17 protein-coding genes and 1 pseudogene are annotated in these 15,856 nt (G+C 65.5%); 3 read left to right on the top strand and 15 right to left on the bottom strand.

The genetic code is table 11. The features are described from left to right. Positions 1-133: 133 nt before the first annotated feature. Positions 134-1,207, top strand: a complete 1,074-nt coding sequence (locus ACZYVJ_RS11335) for an NAD-dependent epimerase/dehydratase family protein (RefSeq protein ID WP_463831077.1) — start codon at positions 134-136, stop codon at positions 1,205-1,207. Between the two features lie 12 nt (positions 1,208-1,219). Here ACZYVJ_RS11335 and ACZYVJ_RS11330 read toward each other — a convergent pair whose 3' ends face one another. Together ACZYVJ_RS11330 and ACZYVJ_RS11325 are read right to left on the bottom strand one after the other, a co-directional pair. Next, positions 1,220-1,687, bottom strand: coding sequence for a hypothetical protein (locus tag ACZYVJ_RS11330; RefSeq protein ID WP_463831076.1), 468 nt, complete (start codon positions 1,685-1,687; stop codon positions 1,220-1,222). Positions 1,688-1,780: 93 nt separating this feature from the next. Further along, positions 1,781-2,602 carry an Rv0792c family HTH-type transcriptional regulator gene (locus tag ACZYVJ_RS11325; protein ID WP_463831075.1) on the bottom strand — a complete coding sequence of 274 codons (822 nt, stop codon included), beginning with the start codon at positions 2,600-2,602 and terminating at the stop codon, positions 1,781-1,783. Between the two features lie 155 nt (positions 2,603-2,757). Here ACZYVJ_RS11325 and ACZYVJ_RS11320 point away from each other — a divergent pair, with 155 nt between their 5' ends. Beyond that, positions 2,758-3,156, top strand: coding sequence for a VOC family protein (locus ACZYVJ_RS11320; RefSeq protein WP_463831074.1), 399 nt, complete (start codon positions 2,758-2,760; stop codon positions 3,154-3,156). On the opposite strand, the pseudogene ACZYVJ_RS11315 reads toward ACZYVJ_RS11320, so the two are convergent. The 10 genes and pseudogenes from ACZYVJ_RS11315 to ACZYVJ_RS11270 all read right to left on the bottom strand — a co-directional run bounded on the left by ACZYVJ_RS11315 (position 3,150) and on the right by ACZYVJ_RS11270 (position 11,274). After that, positions 3,150-3,615 (bottom strand): annotated as a pseudogene (locus ACZYVJ_RS11315) (cupin domain-containing protein). The gene ACZYVJ_RS11320 and the pseudogene ACZYVJ_RS11315 overlap by 7 nt on opposite strands. A gap of 3 nt (positions 3,616-3,618) precedes the next feature. After that, positions 3,619-5,076 (bottom strand): dihydrolipoyl dehydrogenase family protein, encoded by a 1,458-nt coding sequence (locus ACZYVJ_RS11310; RefSeq protein ID WP_463831073.1) that lies wholly within the window; start codon positions 5,074-5,076, stop codon positions 3,619-3,621. Between the two features lie 37 nt (positions 5,077-5,113). Further along, complete coding sequence (locus ACZYVJ_RS11305; RefSeq protein ID WP_463831072.1) at positions 5,114-5,806, bottom strand: haloacid dehalogenase type II; 693 nt, start codon at positions 5,804-5,806, stop codon at positions 5,114-5,116. Then, entirely contained in the window at positions 5,803-6,399 is a 597-nt protein-coding gene (locus ACZYVJ_RS11300; RefSeq protein ID WP_463831071.1) for a TMEM175 family protein, read from the bottom strand. The genes ACZYVJ_RS11305 and ACZYVJ_RS11300 overlap by 4 nt, the downstream gene beginning before the upstream one ends. A gap of 39 nt (positions 6,400-6,438) precedes the next feature. Next, positions 6,439-6,870, bottom strand: a complete 432-nt coding sequence (locus ACZYVJ_RS11295; RefSeq protein ID WP_463831070.1) for a VOC family protein — start codon at positions 6,868-6,870, stop codon at positions 6,439-6,441. Next, the gene (locus ACZYVJ_RS11290; RefSeq protein WP_463831069.1) at positions 6,867-7,748 is read right to left on the bottom strand and encodes a DUF427 domain-containing protein; all 882 of its coding nucleotides are present in this window, start codon (positions 7,746-7,748) and stop codon (positions 6,867-6,869) included. Before ACZYVJ_RS11290 ends, ACZYVJ_RS11295 begins: the two co-directional genes overlap by 4 nt. Before the next feature lie 53 nt (positions 7,749-7,801). Beyond that, a complete protein-coding gene (locus tag ACZYVJ_RS11285) occupies positions 7,802-8,773 on the bottom strand; it encodes a zinc-binding dehydrogenase (RefSeq protein WP_463832956.1) in 972 nt (323 codons plus the stop codon). A gap of 180 nt (positions 8,774-8,953) precedes the next feature. Further along, positions 8,954-9,625, bottom strand: a complete 672-nt coding sequence (locus tag ACZYVJ_RS11280; RefSeq protein ID WP_463831068.1) for a TetR/AcrR family transcriptional regulator — start codon at positions 9,623-9,625, stop codon at positions 8,954-8,956. A gap of 23 nt (positions 9,626-9,648) precedes the next feature. Beyond that, positions 9,649-10,344, bottom strand: a complete 696-nt coding sequence (locus ACZYVJ_RS11275) for a TetR/AcrR family transcriptional regulator (protein WP_463831067.1) — start codon at positions 10,342-10,344, stop codon at positions 9,649-9,651. 60 nt (positions 10,345-10,404) lie between these two features. Next, a complete protein-coding gene (locus ACZYVJ_RS11270) occupies positions 10,405-11,274 on the bottom strand; it encodes an alpha/beta fold hydrolase (protein WP_463831066.1) in 870 nt (289 codons plus the stop codon). A 237-nt stretch (positions 11,275-11,511) separates the two neighbouring features. Here ACZYVJ_RS11270 and ACZYVJ_RS11265 point away from each other — a divergent pair, with 237 nt between their 5' ends. After that, positions 11,512-13,224 (top strand): MOSC domain-containing protein, encoded by a 1,713-nt coding sequence (locus tag ACZYVJ_RS11265; protein ID WP_463831065.1) that lies wholly within the window; start codon positions 11,512-11,514, stop codon positions 13,222-13,224. A gap of 9 nt (positions 13,225-13,233) precedes the next feature. On the opposite strand, the gene ACZYVJ_RS11260 is transcribed toward ACZYVJ_RS11265, so the two are convergent. The 3 genes from ACZYVJ_RS11260 to ACZYVJ_RS11250 all read right to left on the bottom strand — a co-directional run bounded on the left by ACZYVJ_RS11260 (position 13,234) and on the right by ACZYVJ_RS11250 (position 15,849). After that, entirely contained in the window at positions 13,234-13,974 is a 741-nt protein-coding gene (locus ACZYVJ_RS11260) for an SDR family NAD(P)-dependent oxidoreductase (protein ID WP_463831064.1), read from the bottom strand. Positions 13,975-14,044: 70 nt separating this feature from the next. Further along, positions 14,045-14,842 carry a family 1 encapsulin nanocompartment shell protein gene (locus tag ACZYVJ_RS11255; protein WP_463831063.1) on the bottom strand — a complete coding sequence of 266 codons (798 nt, stop codon included), beginning with the start codon at positions 14,840-14,842 and terminating at the stop codon, positions 14,045-14,047. Then, positions 14,839-15,849: a Dyp-type peroxidase gene (locus ACZYVJ_RS11250; protein ID WP_463831062.1), complete on the bottom strand. Its 1,011-nt coding sequence runs from the start codon at positions 15,847-15,849 to the stop codon at positions 14,839-14,841. Before ACZYVJ_RS11250 ends, ACZYVJ_RS11255 begins: the two co-directional genes overlap by 4 nt. Positions 15,850-15,856 lie beyond the last annotated feature (7 nt).

Here is a 15,856-nt window from a genome sequence, read left to right as displayed (position 1 = left end):
GTTCTGCACTCTTTGCTATTTGTTGCCGGTGTGACGCCGGTCTCAAACCTCGGGCCCTGGCTAGCATATGCTACTCTCCATTTAGGAGAATGTCATATTCGTTTGCTGGCGGACCAGCGGGCGGTGGGGGAGCATGTCCGAAAAGGTTCTGGTTACTGGGGGTTTCGGCCTCGTCGGGTCGCAAACGGTGCGCCGACTGGTTGCCGACGGTCAGCGCGTCGTCGCGACCGACCTGGGCACCGCAGCCCAGCGCAAAGCCGCGAGTTCGCTACCGGCGGGCGCCGAGGCGCACTGGGCGGATCTGACCGACCCGGGTCAGGTTGATCGGCTGCTCGCCGAGACGTCGCCCACGGCGATCGTTCACCTGGCCGCGGTGATCCCACCGGTGATTTATCGCCAGCCCGCGCTGGGTCGCCGCGTCAACGTCGACGCGACCGTCACGTTGTTGCGCGCGGCGCAGGCGCGGGCGCACCCGGTGCGGTTCATTCAGGCGTCGAGCAACGCCGTGTACGGCGCGCGCAACCCACACCGCCACCACGAGCTGTTGCGCCCGGACTCCCCGATGAACCCCGCCGACCTCTACGGCGCCCATAAGGCCGAAGCCGAACGGCACGTCCGGTCCTCGACTCTCGAGTGGGTCATCCTGCGCCTGGCCGGAGTGATCAGTGTGGAACCGGACGCGATGCCGTTCAGTGTCGATGCATTGTTCTTCGAAAGCGCGCTGCCGACCGATGGCCGCATTCACACCGTCGATGTGCGTGATGTCGCGCGCGCGTTCGCCGCGGCGGTCACCGCCGACGTCGCCGGTGAGACGCTGCTGATCGCCGGTGACGAGTCGCACCGGCTTCGGCAGGGAGACGTCGGCAAGGCGCTGGCCGCCGCTCGGGGTCTGGTCGACGTCTTGCCCGGGGGCCGGCCTGGCGATCCGGACAGTGACGACGACTGGTTTGTCACGGACTGGATGGATACCGTTCGCGCCCAGCAGGTTCTGCAATTCCAGCACCACTCGTGGCCGGACATGCTCACCGAGATGCGAGCCGCCGCTGGGTGGCGGCGTTATCCGATGCGGCTGATCTCGCCGCTGGCGCGGCGGTTTCTCAAAAGTCGTGCGGCATATCGGGATACGCCCGGACGTTACGCCGACCCGTGGGGCGCCATACGCGCCAGGCTGGGCGAGCCACGCCCGGATGCTCCGTCGGTTGAGTAGCCCGCCGGAGCCTCAGCCGGCATCGCGCAGCAATGACCGCTCCGGGGAAGGCAATTCGACGGTGGGGCCCAATTCATCGAAGAGCTCGGTGGCGTCTGCGATGGTTCGGTCGACGAAGGACGCGAAGTCACTGAACGAGACGTCGTTGCGGACCCATTGCGACTTGCGGGCCATCACGCCGATGCGCTGCGGATCCGAAGAACCGTGCACGATCGCGGTGACTTGGCGATCAAGACGATTCCACCTGTCGGAGAAGTATGTCAGCCAGGAGCGGTCGGCTGCCGGGAAGTAGCACCCCGGGTTGACGCGGATGATCAACACGTCGTCATGCGCGGGTGAAACCTCGAAGTGAATGTGCAAGCGCCGCGGGCCGCTGGTGACGAAGAAGTATTCGCCGTCGTTGTGGCCGCGAAAATAGCGCCGCCCACGGGTGCGCAGGTAGCGTTCGACCAGATTCACGCACAGCTGCTCATTCGTCATGAATAAATGTTGCAGCCGATGGCTTTGCAGATGCTTGGAGCCAAGCGATGCGGCACCGAAGAATTCGTTGAGAATTCGCTGAGTGGCCGTCGCCTAATCTCGCCGTTCCACGATGCCGGCGCCGGGACTGGGCACGGTGCGCGGCAACGTGACCGAAAACCTGTACCTCTCCGGGCGATAGTGGAATTCCACGACCTCGAGCGGCTTGTCGTCATGGCCGTAGCTGGTGCGTTCGAGGACCAGGACGGGAGACCCCAGCGGCAGGTTCAGCGCGCCGGCCACTTCCAGTGACGCGCCGGCCGCATGAATCTCATAGTTGGCGCGGGAGATGGGAACCTGCAGTCGCAGTTCCCACATGGTGTAGGTGCTTTCCATCGCCTGCGCGGTCTGCTCGTCGGTCGCGCTCTTCAGCAGCGGCTCGACGGCCTCGCCCAATCCCGGTGGCAGGTAAGCGATCATCAGGGCCAGCGGCTGGTCGCCATCGCGGAAGCGTCGGTGCACACAGAGAACTTTCGACAGGCCGAGTGTTTCGGCGATTCGCTGCGGCGCGTCTTCGACGCGATGCGACAGGACGTCGACATTCGGCGTGATCCCGGAGCCGGCCAGCACCTCGGTGATGGTACGCACGCCGGGCCCGAGTTCTTGTTTGACCGGGTTGGCCACGAAGGTGCCCAGTCCTTGCTTTCGTACCAGCCATCCTTGGCGTTCGAGCAACCCGACGGCCGCGCGCACGGTCACCCGGCTCACGCGGGTGCGATCGATGAGTTCTCGCTCGGTGGGCAATCGCGCGCCGCGGGGCAGCCGCTGTTTGACGATGGCCGCCTTGAGGGCTTCGGCGAGCTGAGTGCTGGCCGGCACGCTCCCGCGGGATATCCGGAGGTCGGCGACGTCGAGATCCAGCTGATCGGGGGCCACGAGATGTATTAAAACGTTCTATTCGCCGGCCGTAAAGCAATGGCCCTGGGCCCGGCGACCCTCATGGACGGATTACTCTGGTAGCGAATGGTTTTCGCGCGCAAGCTGCCCGAGCGCAGGTGGGTACGGTTTTGCGCGGGTCAGGAGGGTCGAAGGTGTCGATCGCCGTGGAACGGTTCGACCACATTGTCCTGAATTGCCGCGACGTCGAGGCCACTGCCGCGTGGTACGAGCGGGTGCTGGGCATGCGGCGGGAGAAGTTCGGGCCGTCGCACAGGACGGCGCTGTGCTTCGGGGATCAGAAGATCAATCTGCGGCCTGTCGGCGCGTTGACCGACGATCCCCACTGGTTCACCGCGTCGGTCGAGGCCGCCGGTTCCGAAGACCTGTGCTTCGTCACCCACGCCAGCCCGGACGATGTTCGCGCACATCTCGCCGCGTGCGGAGTGGAGGTGATCTCCGGACCGGTGACCAAGGTGGGGGCGCTGGGTGAGATGACCTCGCACTACTGTCGTGACATCGACGGCAACCTGATCGAGATCGCCGTCTACTGATGATCGGCCAGCGGATACAGGGCGGGGAGATTGATCACAATGGCCTCTTGGCTGCTGCGTGCGATCACCACCTCGGCGGTGGTGTCGGGGTCGGGGTTTTCCTCCCGGCGGCAGATACGGCGGGATGAAGACGTAATCGCCGGGCGCGGCGGCGATGCGGACCTCTCCGGTGCCGTCATGGAAGACGAATTCCGGGTTGCCGCTTCGCACATAGATGGCGGTCTCCGAGTCACCGTGATGGTGGTTGTCCGAAGCCGATTGCGGCGACGCGTGCGTCTCGCCCATCCAGAGCTTCTCCGCGCCGACCGAGCTGCCGGACAGGGCGGCGAAGCGCCGTAAACCCTCCGATTGTGCTGTGTCGGAGCTGATTTCCGACGCCTTGATGTGGCGCACCCGATTGCGCGCGGCGGGTGCTGCCGTGTCGTCGAAGTCCGGATGGAATCCGTCTGTGGTGGCCATGGGTCAATTATCGTCCGACTGATCCCGATACGCCTCGAGCAGTCTCAGCCACAGTTCGCTGATGGTCGGGAAGCACGGCACGGCGTGCCACAACCGGTCAATGGGTACCTGGCCGGCGACAGCGATGGTGGCCGAGTGCAGCAGTTCGGTCACGCCCGGGCCGACCATAGTCACGCCGAGGAGGTGGCCGCTATCCAGGTCGACCACCATCCGCGCGCGGCCGGTGTAACCGTCCGCGTAAAGCTTGGCCCCCATCACGACGTCACCGATTTCGATATCGACTGTGCGGACCCGGTGTCGGGCTTGCTTGGCTTGTTGAGCTGTCAGGCCGACGGCGGCCGCTTCGGGATCGGTGAAGAAGGCTTGCGGCACCGCGTGATGGTCGGCGGTCGTAGCATGAGCGCCCCACGGTTCGCTGTCCAACTGCTTGCCCGCCGCGCGTGCCCCGATCGCGGCACCGGCGATGCGGCCTTGATACTTGCCCTGGTGGGTGAGCAGAGCCCGGTGATTGACGTCTCCCGCCGCGTAGAGCCAGCCGTCCTCGGCGGCACCCTGAACAAGGCAGGTGTCGTCCACCTCCAGCCAGCTGCCCGGCCTCAAGCCCACCGTGTCCAAGCCGATGTCGTCGGTTAGCGGTGTACGCCCGGTCGCGAAAAGCACCTCATTGGCCCGTAATTCGGTGTCGTCGTCCAGGTCCAGTACAACGTGGGAGTCGTCCGGGCGGCGCAGCGCGCGAACCGATACTCCCACCCGCAGGTCGACGCCGGCCTCGAGGAGCCCGCGTCCGATCAATTCGCCCACAAAGGGCTCCATCCGGGGCAGCAGTCCCGATCCGCGCGCCAGCAGCGTCACCTGCGAGCCCAAACCCTGCCAGGCCGTGGCCATTTCGACCCCCACGCCGCCGGCGCCCACGATGGCCAGGCGCTCGGGAACCGCACTGCTATCGGTCGCTTGCCGGTTCGTCCATGACTTCGCCTCGGCAATGCCGGGCAGATCGGGCAATGCCGAGCGGCTTCCGGTGCAGATGACCACCGCATGCCGTGCGGTCAGCGCCACCTGCTCGCCGTGGCTGTTGGTGACGACGACCCGTCGTGGGCCGTCCAATCGCCCGTGCCCCCGGATCAGGGTCGCGCCGATTCCGCTGACCCAGTCGGCCTGGCTGCTGTCGTCCCAGTCGGTGACGTAACGGTTGCGGCGGCCGAACACGCCGTCGGCGCGAATGGAGCCGGTGACGGCTTCCCGTGCACCGTCGACACGACGGGCATCGGAAAGCGCAATGACGGGGCGCAGCAACGCTTTACTGGGCACGCACGCCCAATACGAGCATTCGCCGCCGACGAGTTCGCGTTCGACCAGAGCGACACGCAGTCCCGCGGCCCGGGCGCGTTCGGCGGCATTCTGGCCGATCGGGCCGGCGCCAAGCACCACGACGTCAAAGTCTCCTCCGCCAGCTGCTGTCATGGTCGACGATCCTTTCGCTTGGGTGGGTCGCCACGTCTCAGCACTCGCGGATTCCCTTTACCAGTTGCTCGGCGAGCCCACGCAGATCACTGGCGACGATGTCCGGCTGCGGCAGGCCGTCCACCGGCAGCGGTGCGTTGCCGCGCCGGGTGAGGAGAGCCCCACCGAATCCGACGTTCTGCGCACCGATTGTGTCCCACACATGTGCGGCGACCATCATGCAGTCCGCGGGAGCCACCTGGAGGGTCTCGCATACGTAGCGATAGACGGCGGGTGACGGCTTGAACACGCCACGGGCATCGACACTCAGTTGATGCTCGAAAAAGTTGGCAAGTCCAGATTGTTGAAGCGCCGTCGGGCCATCCAGATTGGGCGGGGAGTTGGTCAGGGATACCAGCCGAAAACCGTTGTCACGCAGGGCGGCAAGTCCATCGGCGGCATCGGGGTGCGCCGGCATGGTAAGCAGCTGGGCCTTCAGGCGGTCGGCATGCTCGTCGGTGACGTCCACCCGGTGGACGTCGCCCAGCATGCGCAGCACGCCTTGGGCCAGCACGGGGAACGTCACATAATCGCCGGCCAGCGTGATGGTCATCGAGTACATGATCAACTGCGCGAACCATTCCCGCAGCACGCCTTCATCTCCGAACAGCTCAGCGAAAAGCGGTGCGATGGATTCGATATCGAGCAACGTCTCGTTGACGTCGAAGACCAGGATGGACGGTGTGGTCATGACGGCTCGACATTCTTTCGTTGGGGAATATCCGGTCGGAGGTACCCCACGAGGCACAACACGATCAACAACATCGCCGCCACCGGCCACCACAGCGCGACCAGCGCCGCCGTCACGAACACCCCGAGCGTGATGAACGACCTCATTTGCAGCATGCGTCGCATCCGCGTTGAAACATCTTGGTGGGCGGGCCGATCCACCGCTTCCCAACACAGCGCCAGGTAGGTGATGTTGACCAGGACGAAGACCGCGGCGTACAGGGATACCGGCGCCGGGGCCAGCCGGCTGTCGGCGATCCACTCGGTGGTGAACGGGATCAGCGAGACCGAAAAGAGGTGCGCGAAGTTCGACCAGACCAGGCGCGACGTCGCAACCTGGGCGTAGTTGAACAGGTGATGATGGTTGACCCAGACGATCGCGATGAACAGGTAGCTGACCACATAGCTCAGCCCGGTCGGCCACAGCGGAAGCAGGGCGCGGAATCCGTGGGCGCTCGGCGGTTTGAGTTCTAACACCAGGATCGTGATGAGGACGGCGAACACGCCGTCGGAGAATCCGCGTAGCCGTTCAGGACTGGTCTCTCGCGCCGCCACCGCTACCTCCCGATCTGCCGCAATGGTTTTCAACCACTGTCAGCCCGGCTGATGGTTCCGCTCCTGCACTACCCAACCATTGCCGTCGGGATCGCGGAAGTCCGCGAAGCTCGCATAGTCACCGCGGTCCGGGTCGGTGCCCGGGAGGAACTTGCCGCTCCAGCCGCCGTCGGTATCTTTATGGCGTATCTCGCTGACGGTTACGCCGCGACCGGTCAGCTCCGCGCGACAGGCCTCGATGTCGGAGACCACGAGATACAGGCCGCGCACTGAGCCGTTCGGCGCATCGGTGAGACCCACTCCGAATTGGATCGAGGTGCCCGAGCCCTCGGGCGTCAATTGGATGACCCGGAATCCCGGGGTGGGCGCGTAATCGACGTCGAGGTTGAACCCAAGCTGGTCACGGTAGAACCGTAGCGAGCGATCGGGATCCGCGACGGGCAGGATGACGACTTCGATGGACGCCCTCATGAGGCGCTCCGGGTCGGGTTCTTCCCTGACACCTCGTCTGTGTCGAGCCCGCGGTCTACCCCGTGTGGGATGACGGTCTGGCCCGGCTCCAGTTGAAGTTGCTTGCCGTCGAGGTGCACATCGATTTTGTCGGGTTCGAAGGACACCAGGTTTCGGACGCGTGCGACCTCCGTCCACGCGTCGACGTAAGACCATGCCGCCCGTTGGTGGCTGCCGATGTCATAGTAGGAGCAGATTCCCTTGTAGGGACAAAACGTCTGGATATCAACGAGTTTGAGTGCGGACTCCTCGGTATCTTCGCGCGGCACGTACCATCTGGGCGCAAAGCCGGACTCGTACAGCGCCAACGGGCGATGGGTGTCGGCGATCACCCGATCGCCGTCCCGCACGACGAGATGCCGTGCAGTAGACCGGATGTCGATGCGATGGTAGGCATCCGCGGCGTGCCCGACGATCCGTTCCTCTTCTTCGTAGAAGGCATCCATGGCACGCCACGCAAACGCCACCCGGCCATCGAGCACCACCGCATGGGCGGGCAGCCCGGTGTGTTCCCACGCGCTGTGGTTGGTCTCGCGTCCCGGTGCCTTGACGGTGAACCACTGCGTGGCCCCGAGGTCGCGATGCTGCGTCACCCGATCCTCGGTGTGCAGCGTTCCCTCTTCGATATCACCGCGGGGGAAGTAGGCGACCGGGTAGCGGCCCGGTTCGTGTAGGAGGATCACGTCCTCGCTGTCGGCGATCCACCGATCCGCGAAGCGCACCCGCATCCGGCGGCGCAACGGCTCGGCGAACAGCAGCCGCGGTGGCATCGGCTGTTCGGTGAGGAAGTGTCCGAGCGATCCCGCCGCCAGCGGGCCTTGCTGCCATGCCAGACCCATATCGTGTCCTTCCCTCGTGAATCGTGTCCCACAACAGTGAATTTCACGCAGAATCACTCCATCACGATGACCATCTTGCCGCCGGATTCTCCGGCCTCCATCACTCGGTGGGCCTCATGAATCTGGTCAAACGAAAAGACGCGAGACGGCTTCGCTTCCAGCGCGCCTTGGGCGACCTGCCGGGCGATGTCCTGCAGGGGGACATCGGAGAGCGGGAAGCCTGGTGTGCCGAACACAAAGCTGCCGAAAAAGTTCCAGTTCACACCGGAGGCCATGCGCAGCAGCGGGTTGAAATCCCCAAGGGGATCCAGCCCGCCCAGCCATCCGGCCAGACAGGCCGTGCCGCCACGGCGCAGCATGTCGAGGGAATCCAGGATGGTGCTGTTGCCCACCAGATCGAGGACGGCGTCAATCTGCTTGCTCTCAGCGATATGGGCCGCCAGGTCACGGCGCTCCAACTCGACACGGGAAGCGCCCAGTTTCTCGAGCATGCCAACACGTTCGCTGCGGCGGGTGGTCGCGATGACTTGGGCACCCGCGGCCACCGCCATCTTGAGCGCGGCCTGGCCCAGAGACGACGTCGCACCCCGCAAGACCAAGGTTTGGGTTTCAAGGCGCAGGTTGCGGAAGAGGCATGTCCAGGCCACCGCATAGGTTTCCGGCAGCGCGGCCAACTGCGACCACGGCAGGTCGGATTCGATGAGCGCGACGTTGGCCGCGCGGACGCGGGTGTATTCGGCGTAGCTGCCATTTATGGTTCGGCCCAGGCCTCCCATGAGCGCGGCCACCTTGGCCCCGACCGGGAACTCGCCGCCCGGGCAGGAGTCGACGATGCCAACGCATTCGATGCCGCTCACTTCTGCGGCTTCGGCCCATTCACCACGACGCATGTGCATCTCGGCGTGATTGATGCCGAAACCCTTTACCGCGATGACGACTTCGCCGTCCTTGGGCAGCGGCTTGGGGATGTCGGTATAGACCAGGCTGTCCAGACCGCCGAACTTTGCCAAGACGATCGCCCGCATGGTTTCCCCGCCGGGTTGCTCGCGTACAACAGCCGGCGCGGTGGGCAGCTGGTGCGGATCGGCGGCAGCCACTTACTGCCCTCCCAGGTCGATGGAAGTGATCACATGATCGAGACGAATGGGCTAACTGACCCATTATTATGGGCGCGCCTTCCCGCTATGTCCAGGGGAATGGCGCCCTTAGCCTTTACTTCGGCCGCGCGACGGCGCGGATCGCCCGTTGCGGGTGGGCGGTCGAGTCGCAAAAGAGCGCACGTAGTCGACGGCGGCATTGACTGCCGCCCGCAGCGGCTCCGGATCGCCGGTGGTGTGGGTGAGCATGGCGCCGCCCTGGTGCGCGGCGACCAGCGACACGGCCAGATGCCGCGGGTCGGCTTCCGGGCGCAGATCACCGCGATCGCGCATCGACTCGAGGCCGACCCGAAACAGTTCGATCCATTGGTCGTAACCCGCGGAGAGCTCGTCGTGCATTTCGCTGTCGGCCTCGATCAGCTCGCCGGCCAACGACCCATAGACGCATCCTCCGACCCGGTATACGGCGTCGATGTCTGATACGCAGGCATCGGCCCACGCTTGTAGGGCATCCAGGCTGTCGAGTCCGGCGAACTGCGGCCGCGAGTGGAAGTCCCGGACGTCCTTGCGGCGCGCATCGACGACGTGGCGGATCAGGTCGCGCTTGTCCCGGAAGTAGTGCGAAATCTGGGATCCGCCCACTCCGGCGGCGCGTCGCACCCGGTCGATGCTGGTATTCGCGATGCCATGCTCGAACATCAGGCGTGCGGCGACCTCGACGATGCGTGCGCGCGTTGCCAGTCCCTTGCGCGTCAACCGCGGGGGGTTGTGTTCGGTCATGTCGTCACCTCCGGCCGTGAGCGTCAGCCGGCTTGCCGGGCGGGGCGGCGGCCCCGCGACCGGCGCGGGGGGCGGGGTGCGCGCTCGGCGCTGTCGGTTGCGAACAGGCGGAGGTAGTTCACCGCGAAACGCACCGCGTCGGCGTGCGGCCACTCCTGTTGATAGGTGAACGTCAACACACCACCTCCCTGATGGGCGGCGATGATCACCAAAGCGACCTGCCGGGGGTCGGCACCGCCAACCAGCAGGCCGTCGTCTTTCATTTGCTGAATTGCCTTCTCCAACAAGCCGATCCACTGGCGGTACCCGGACCCCAGAGCGTCGCGGGTGGTGTCGTCCGTCTTCGCCAGCTGGGCGGTCAGCGCGTGATAGGTGGGTGTGCCGAAATATCCGATGCGGCGCAGGTAGCGCATGTTGAGGTCGATCCACCGCTCGAAGTCGTCAAAAGAACACAGGCCCCGAAGCGTGGGCTGACGGTGAAAGTCCAGGACCACGGCGATCTGGCGCCAGATGACCGCGCGAATCAGCGCCGCCTTGTCGGCGAAATAGTGGGCGAGCTGTGAGCCGCTGACCGAAGCCGCGCGGCGCACGTTCTCCATGTTGGACGCGGACAGGCCCTCGGTGACGATCAGCTGGGCGGCGGCCTGCACGATCCGGTCGCGGGTGGCTCGCCCCTTGGCGGTCAACCGTTGTTCGTCGCGAACATCGGGGTGGGCCATCGCGCCAGGTTATCTCGGGAGCGCTCCCATTTATGGGACCTCCAGCCCATACAACAAGGATCAGGCCTTGAGGTGCTTGGCGAGGAAACTCCGGGTCAGCTGGGCGACGTCGTCGCAGGCCGACTCCAGCAGGAAGTGCCCGCCGTCGAGCAGGTGGATCTCGGCGTCGGGCAGGTCGTCAGCGAACGCCTCGGCGCCGGCCGGCGCGAAGATCTCGTCGCCGCGGCCCCAGACCGCGAGCAGCGGCACCCGGGTCGCGCGGAAGTACTCGTGTAGGTACGGATACAGGGGCGCATTGGTGGCGTAATCACGAAACAGATTCAGCTGCACCAGATCGTTGCCGGGCCGCGAAAGCAACGCGTAGTCGTGATGCCAGGATTCGGGGTCGACCAGTGTCTCGTCGGCCACGCCGGTGACGTACTGCCAGCGGGTGGCATCGAGGGTGAGGAACTGCCGCACCGGGGCCTCGGTGGCTGTTGTCTGCTCCTGTTGGTACGCCTGCACGACCTTCCAGAAGCTCTCGACGAATCCCGCGTCATAGCCATTGCCGTTCTGGCTGATGATCGCGGTGACGGCGGCCGGATCGCGCAGCGCGAGCCGCCAGCCGATCGGTGCGCCGTAGTCCTGGACGTACATGGCGTACCGGTCGACGCCCAGGGTTCCCAGCAGGCCCGCCGTGAGGTCGGTCAGCGCGTCGAAGGTGTAGTCGAACTCGTCGGCAGGTGGGGCGTCGGACAGCCCGAAGCCGAGGTGATCCGGCGCGATGACGTGGTATTTGTCGGCGAGAAGCGGGATCAGGTGGCGGAACATGTACGAGCTGGTGGGAAACCCGTGCAGGAGCACCACCGCCGGATCGGCCCGGTCCCCGGCCTCCCGGTAGAAGATCCGGTGGCCGTCGACCGCGGCGTAGCGATGATGAACAGCAGGCATGGCATTCCTCCTGACTGAATGCATTTCAGCATCGTGCGCCGCGGCGGCGTCCGATGGAGGTGCGCTGAACCGAGCGTCCAAATTTATGGGTTGTACGACCCAGTATGCACCAAACGGGCCTCGCGCAACAGTCCGCGAAACGGACATGTTGCCCCGCGCACCCGGCTGCCATACTCTGGGCCAACCAACCCAGTTGGCCCGGCTCGCGCAATGTCGGGTCAGGTTCGAGGTGACACGGTGGGCAAGCTTGTTTCGGTGAACGTGGGCATGCCGAAGAACGTGCAGTGGCACGATAAGACGGTCTACACCGGGATCTGGAAGAGTCCGGTCGACGGGCCGGTCATGGTGCGACGGCTGAACATCGACGGCGACGGTCAGGGCGATCTCGCCGGCCACGGCGGGGAACAACGCGCCGTCATGGTGTACCAGAGCGAGTCCTACGACTTCTGGAAGACCTACCTGGCTCGCGACGACCTGCAACCGGGTGACTTCGGCGAAAACTTCACCATCGCCGGGCTCGCCGACACCGACGTTTGCATTGGAGACCGCTATCGAATCGGCGATGCCGAATTCGAGGTTACTCAGCCGCGTGTCACGTGCTTTCGGGTCGGGCTGCGCCTCGGCGAGCCAGAGATGCCCAATTTGCTTGTCGCTCAACATCGTCCGGGCTTTTACTTCCGGGTAATCACCGAGGGCCGGGTGCGGGCAGGCGACGACATCGTCCGGACCCGCCGCGGTCGGCACGAACTCAGTGTCGCCGAGGTCGACGCGTTGCTGTACCTGCCCGACCGCAAAGTCGAAGCCTTGCGCAAGGCCGTCGACGTTCCCGCGCTCAGCCCGGGTTGGCAGCAGTCTTTCCACGATCTGCTGGCCGCACGCGATGGCGCGCCGCCCGCGGTAGCCCCACCCCTCGGAGTCGAGCCGGGGTGGAGGGGCTTTCGTAATTTGCGGGTCACTGAGACATGCTGGGAGAGTTCGCAAGTCCTCTCGATCCGGCTCGAGGCCGCCGACCAGGCTCCGCTGCCGCCGGCGCTGCCCGGACAGTACCTGACGGTCAGGATCGCCGGCGCCGGCGACCCACCACCGCTGCGCAGTTACTCCCTGTCGGATGATTCCTCCGCCGGCCATTACCGCATCAGTGTCAAGCGCGAGGACCACGGCGTGGTGAGCCGGTGGCTGCACACCCACATCCGGCCGGGGTCGGTGATCGCGGCGGCCGCCCCCCGCGGCGACTTCCACCTGGTCGAAGGCAGCGGGCCAGTCATCCTGTTCTCGGCCGGAATCGGGGCGACGCCGGTGCTAGGGATGCTGCATGCGCTGTCCGCAGCCGGGAGTCAGCGCGACATCTGGTGGTTGCACACCACGCGCAACCGCGAAACCCAAGTGTTCGCAGCCGAAGTTGCGACTCTCATCAAATCGCTACCGCACGCGAGGCAGCAGATCTTCTACACCGAAACGCAGGGCCGGCTGCGCCGAGAGTCGATCGCGAAATTGGGCCTGCCGACCGACGCCAGCGTCTACCTTTGCGGTCCAACGCAATTCATGGCGGACGTGCGTGACGACCTGGCCGGCATGGGATTCGACCCGACCCGCATCCACACCGAGCTGTTCGGCGCGTTGCCCGCGATCAACCCGGGCGTTGTCGAGACCGGCGAGCGCAGGCCACCCCACCCACCGGTGGGGCCACCCGGCGTCGGACCGGCGATCACCTTTACGCGCAGCGGATTAACGGTCAACTGGTCACCCGCCTACCGAAGCATCCTCGACCTCGCCGAGGCCTGCGACGTTCCGACCCGCTTCTCCTGCCGAAGTGGGGTGTGTCACGTGTGCGTCACAGGAGTTGTCGCGGGGACGACCAGTTACGTCCAGCAGCCTTTGGAGCCGCCAGCTGACGGCTCGGTCCTCATCTGCTCGGCGGCTCCGGAAACCGATGTGGTGCTCGATCTCTAGCGAAAACCGTTATGCGGCAATCGCCGACTGACCCCCCGTCGCGTGCAAGATAGCGCCGTTGACATAGCTGGCGTCCGGCGAAGCGAGAAAGACCACGGCGCTTGCGATCTCGCTCGCATCGGCCACTCGCTTCAGCGTGGTGATCGCCGCGATGGTGTCGAGTACACCCGGAAGGGCGGCGGCCCCAGGCGTGTCGGTCGGCCCCGCGGCCACCGCGTTCACCCGCACGCCCGACTCGCCGAATTCATCTGCCCACACGCGCGTGAGCTGCTCCAAGCCGGCTTTGGTGGCCCCATAGATCCCCGCGCTTCGTGTCGCTACCGATGCGGCCAGCGTGCTCACGTTGACCACGGCGCCGTTGCCCCGAGCCGCCATGGCCGGCACCAACTGCTGCACCAGGATGTACGGCGCACGCAGGTTCACGTTCACGTGTTCGTCGAAGGTCGCGTCGTCGGTGTCCGCGGTCAGCCCGAACTCATAGACGCCGGCGTTGTTGATCAGGACGTCCACGGGTCCGGCCTCGGCGGCCAACCGCCGCACATCGTCGGCGACGTTGAGATCTGCGGCGACGAAACGTGCTTTACCCCCGCCATTTTCAATATCGCGGACGGTCTTGGCGCCGCGTTCGGCGTCGCGACCCTGCACCACGACCTCGGCGCCGCGAGCCGCAAGCTGCAGTGCGATTTCCCGGCCGATTCCCGATGTCGCGCCCGTCACCAGTGCGGTCGAGCCTGCCAATGTTGTTGCCATCGAAACCCTGCCTCCAGGAGAGAAGTTCGTTTGTCCCTCCACCTAAGCAGCGGTCCGTCGGCGATTATTCCTACGGGCTCAGCGGGACGGACGCCTCCGCGGTGTAGCACAGGAATGTCATCGTCTCCTGCAGATACAGCTGCACGGTGTCGGCGTCATGGCTGGTGTATCCGATCGACACGTCGGTCCCGAGCTGCAGGTCGAAGTCGCCGCCGCGGGTGGTGAGCACGAATGCACCGTCGATGGCCGGCGCCCAGATGATGTCTCCGGGAACCAGCCGGTCGATGTGTTCGAGGATCGGATAGCCGTGTTCGGTGGTCTCGCTGACCCGCGTGTAGACCTCGGCGGACAGCAGCACCGAGTAGGGACCGTCGACACCGGCCAGCCGGAGTTCGGAGATCGCCTGAGTGATGACGTCCGGAATCTCGCGCGGATCCGCCGGCAAGGTCAGCGACTTGTTCGAGCTGGCCGAGCGGATGCCCTCGATGGATGCCGCGGCGTAGCCCTCGAAGATGGCTCGGTCTTCCACGAACGCCAGCTTCTTGGCGGCTTCCTTGACCGGATCCCAGTCGGAGTCGCTGGCGCCGCGCTCGACGTTGTCGATCTCGTAACGCGACAGGGTGAACGGAACACGCAGCCGAACGAGGGGTTTGGTTTCTCGGAGGTGGGCTTCCACGCCCTCGGTGGGAGACGCCACGTTTGCGAGCCGACCGGTGCTCACCGCGGCGGTCACCGGTCCGCCGGGCTCGCTGACGTCGACCACCCGGCGCCCGGCGATGTGGCGTTTGAAGGTGCGGGCCGCCTCCAATTCGATTTCTTGCCAAGCGGTTTCGGTGACCGGTGCCAGGTCGCGGTAGAGGTTGTTCATGAAGAGGTTCCTTTCAGGCTGCCGATCGAAAGTGAGCCATTCTGTGCCACTGGCGTTTCCGCCACCGGCGCTGTGGGCAGCGGCGGTGGATCGTCGAGAAAGTCGAGGGTGGGAGAGAAGAACAGGCCGCCTGTGACGGCCGTGGAGAAGTCCAGGATACGGTCGGTGTTGCCCGGCGGGTCGCCGAGGAACATATTGCGCAGCATCTGTTCGGTGACCTGCGGGGTACGCGAATAGCCGATGAAGTACGTGCCGTATTCGCTCTTGCCGAGCTCGCCGAACGGCATGTTGTGCCGCACGATCTTCAGTTCGGTGCCGTCGTCGTCGGTGATCACGTTGAGGGCGATGTGGGCGTTGGCCGGCTTGACGTCGTCGCCGAGCTCGATGTCGTCCAGCTTGGTGCGGCCGATCACGCGCTCCTGCTCGGTGACCGGGGTCGAATTCCACGAAGACATGTCGTGCAGGTACTTCTGCACGTGCACATAGCAAGAGCCGGCGAAGTCGGGGTCCTCGTCGCCGATCGCGGTGGCGCTGGTGGCGAGCGCGCCGTCCGGGTTCTCGGTGCCGTCGACGAACCCGAGCAAGTCGCGGTTGTCGAAGTAGCGGAAACCATGCACCTCGTCGACCACGGTGACCGCACCGGCCATCGATTTGAGGACGCGGTCGGCCAGCTCGAAGCAGACATCCAAGCTCTCGGCCCTGATGTGGAACAACAGATCCCCGGGTGTGGCAGGCGCGCTGTGCCGCGGTCCGTTCAGCTCGGGGAACCGATGCAGTTCGGCGGGCCGCGGTCCGGAGAACAGGCGATCCCACGCGTCGGAGCCGATCGAGGCGATCGCCGACAACCGTTTCTGCGGTTCGCGGAAACCGATCGCGCGCACCAGCCCCGGAATGTCGGGCAGCGCGTCGTGCACCGCCGCCTCTCCGCCGTCGTCGATGGTCACCACCAGGAAGATCGCCGCCGGGGTCAGCGGCGCGAGGATGGGTTGCGGCTGGACGGGGGGCACGTTGGTG

The sequence above is a fragment of the Mycobacterium sp. IDUB_3 genome, from assembly GCF_055419585.1.
This window is presented reverse-complemented; position numbering and strand designations above follow the sequence as displayed.